Origin of the sequence: Porphyromonas sp. (genome assembly GCF_030529325.1) — a bacterium.
In the GTDB taxonomy this organism is placed as follows: domain Bacteria; phylum Bacteroidota; class Bacteroidia; order Bacteroidales; family Porphyromonadaceae; genus Porphyromonas_A.
Window position 1 is genome coordinate 1 of sequence record NZ_JAUMXC010000087.1, and the last position, 2,976, is coordinate 2,976.

Sequence of the window (2,976 nt, forward strand, 5' to 3'; positions counted from 1 at the left end):
CTCAAAACACGCGGAGTGGAACGTATAGATCTGATCATCTCGGATGCTTTACAAGGGATCGAACGAGCTATCGGCTCCGCTTTCCCTCAGTCTGCCCATCAGCTATGTGTCGTTCATTTCAAGCGTCATGCACTTAATGCCGTATCCAAGAAGGACAAGGATCGGATGAGGCAGAAATTGGAAGACTTGTTTCCTATCTCGGTCACAAGTCTTACTCCCATCAAAGCATTTGAGAAATTGTGTACATCTGCAGAACGTCGGGGGAAAAGCTACAGGAGTCTGCTCTCCTTATCGGCACCTCGCAATACAGACTACTTCACCTACCTGAGGTTCCCGGAAGGGGTTCGTCGTATGATTTACTCGACGAATCGGGTGGAGCGTCTCAATCGTAGTTATAAGCGCACGTTGCGCATGCGTGGGGCTCTTCCCTCGGCTGATGCCGTGCTCTTTCTCCTCGGATCTGTAGCCCGAGATATGACCGAAAGGACTTACACAAAGGTTACCCTATTTCCAAGACCGGAGTATCAAATAGAATGAGCAATAACCCGAAAAACTCAAAGTTTTTTATCCCCGGGGTTACCCCGGGAATAAAAGGAACAACTAACCTTAAACACTTTTTGGGACACTACCAAGTTACCTAACACCTCACATCAAGAAAATCACAACGACAACGAAATATCCCAAGACCCATTTTCAAAGTATTTTAAAAGCACAAAAAATGAAGGGACTCAGACATCCGTCTGAGTCCCTTCTATAAATTACAACTCTTCGCTAACATCTTGTGAAATAAACCAAAGGTTAAACAAGGACTATACATCACGCACAGTCCTTGTCATATGTTCCACAAAATATTAGGATATTAGGTAAGAAAGATTGATTAGGTTATGTTTTTTGACATCACAAAGATCTCATTTTCTAATTATCTGAGCAATACTTTTATTGTGTTCTATAACATACTTGCCTTACCTAATTAATAAAATGTTTTACTTATATATAAGCTTGATCACTTGTTACTTTCGGAACTCTCCTTTATCGCTTCATGGATCTTGCTTTCGATGAGTTCTGCAAGATCTACGTTCGTTTTTAGAGTCTCCTTAGCAGCCTCACGACCTTGCCCCAAACGAGTATCCTCGTAGTTGTACCAAGAGCCACTTTTACGGATGATGCCAAGGTCGGAGCCGAGGTCTACGATCTCCCCAACCTTGGAGATGCCTTCACCAAACATGATGTCAAACTCTGCTCTCTTGAACGGAGGTGCTACCTTGTTCTTGGCTACCTTGACCTTCGTAAGGTGTCCGAATACCTCTTCGCCATCCTTGATCTGCGTACTCTTACGGATCTCTATACGCACCGAAGCATAGTACTTGAGGGCGTTACCTCCGGTAGTGGTCTCGGGATTGCCGTAACCACCGATCTTCTCACGCAACTGGTTGATGAAGATACATGTGGTGTTACTCTTGTTGATATAACCCGTGAGCTTACGTAGAGCTTGAGACATGAGACGCGCCTGAAGCCCCACCTTATTGTCACCCATCTCACCGTCTATCTCACCTTTTGGAGTGAGGGCAGCGACAGAGTCTATGACTACTAGGTCCACTGCCGAAGAGCGTATGAGTTGTTCCGCAATTTCGAGAGCCTGCTCACCGTTGTCCGGCTGAGAGATCCAGAGCTTCGAAAGATCCACACCGAGCTTCTCGGCATAGAAACGGTCAAAAGCGTGCTCGGCGTCGATGATGGCAGCGAGACCGCCACCCTTCTGTGCCTCTGCGATGGCATGTATCGCCAGAGTCGTCTTACCCGAAGACTCCGGCCCGTAGATCTCCACTATACGACCTCGTGGATAACCTCCCACTCCCAATGCAATATCAAGAGTAAGGGAGCCGGTATGGATCACCTCAATGTCCTCGACGGTCTGGCTTGCCATGTTCATGATCGAGCCTTTGCCGTAGGTCTTCTCTATCTTTTGCATCGCGGCTTCAAGAGCTTTCATCTTGTCCGCTGCGTCTGTACCCACTGCTTTTTCTTTATCTTGTGCCATATAAATATGTGTACTTATTCAAAACTGATTACTTACCCAAGTCTCCGATGAGCTTCAACAACTGAGCCGCATGCTCCTTAGTGTCCACATCCTTGCCTGAGACGATGGCACGCACCGTACCCTCTTCGTCGATGACGAAGGTCGTACGCTGAGTCCCCATGTACTTGCGACCGTACATGCTCTTCTCCACCCAGACACCGAAAGCCTGATTGAGTTCGGTATCGGTATCTGCAATGAGGGCGAAGGGCAGACTGTGCTGCTCTCTGAACTTGATATGGGACTTCGCCGAGTCTTTGCTCACACCGATGACGAGGTAGCCTGCCACCTTGAGGTTTGCGATACCGTCACGGAGGCTGCAAGCCTGTGCTGTACAGCCCGAAGTATTGTCCTTGGGATAAAAGTAAAGGATGACCTTCTGCCCCTTGAGGCTTTCGGCAGTGATCTCGTTGCCATCCTGATCCTTACCGAGTACGGCAGGTATCTTGTCTCCAACCTTTATCATAGCTCAAGGTCGATATCAAACTGTTCGTGCCAAGGGAGACCCTGCTTGTTGAGTTGCTCCATGAATGGATCCGGATCGAACTCCTCCACGTTGAATACACCCGGTTTGCGCCAAAGTCCCTTGAAGAACATCATCGCACCGATCGTAGCAGGCACACCCGTGGTGTAGCTCACACCCTGAGCACCTGTTTCCTTGTATGCAGCTTCGTGACTACAGTTGTTGTAGATATAGTAAGTACGTTCTTTGCCATCCTTGATACCACGGATACGACAACCGATAGAAGTCTGACCGGTGTAGTTTTCTCCGAGTTCGCCCGGATCGGGAAGGACAGCCTTGAGGAACTGGATGGGCACGATCTCACGACCCTCATACATGATAGGCACGATGCTTGCCATACCGATGTTTTGGATCACACGGAGGTGAGTGAGGTACTCTT

General features: G+C 48.2%; 4 protein-coding genes. 1 reads left to right on the forward strand and 3 read right to left on the reverse strand.

Annotated features, from left to right (window positions below):
• On the forward strand, positions 1-537 hold a 537-nt coding region (locus Q4A14_RS08870; RefSeq protein WP_303171508.1), incomplete at its 5' end, for a transposase.
• Between the two features lie 466 nt (positions 538-1,003).
• Here Q4A14_RS08870 and recA read toward each other — a convergent pair.
• From recA to Q4A14_RS08885, 3 genes are all read right to left on the reverse strand, one after another.
• Positions 1,004-2,038 (reverse strand): recombinase RecA, encoded by a 1,035-nt coding sequence (recA, locus tag Q4A14_RS08875; protein ID WP_303171510.1) that lies wholly within the window; start codon positions 2,036-2,038, stop codon positions 1,004-1,006.
• Between the two features lie 28 nt (positions 2,039-2,066).
• Entirely contained in the window at positions 2,067-2,540 is a 474-nt protein-coding gene (bcp, locus tag Q4A14_RS08880) for a thioredoxin-dependent thiol peroxidase (protein ID WP_303171511.1), read from the reverse strand.
• Positions 2,537-2,976 (reverse strand): saccharopine dehydrogenase family protein (locus Q4A14_RS08885; protein WP_303171513.1); only part of this gene is annotated, 440 nt, incomplete at its 5' end. The genes Q4A14_RS08885 and bcp, both read right to left, overlap by 4 nt.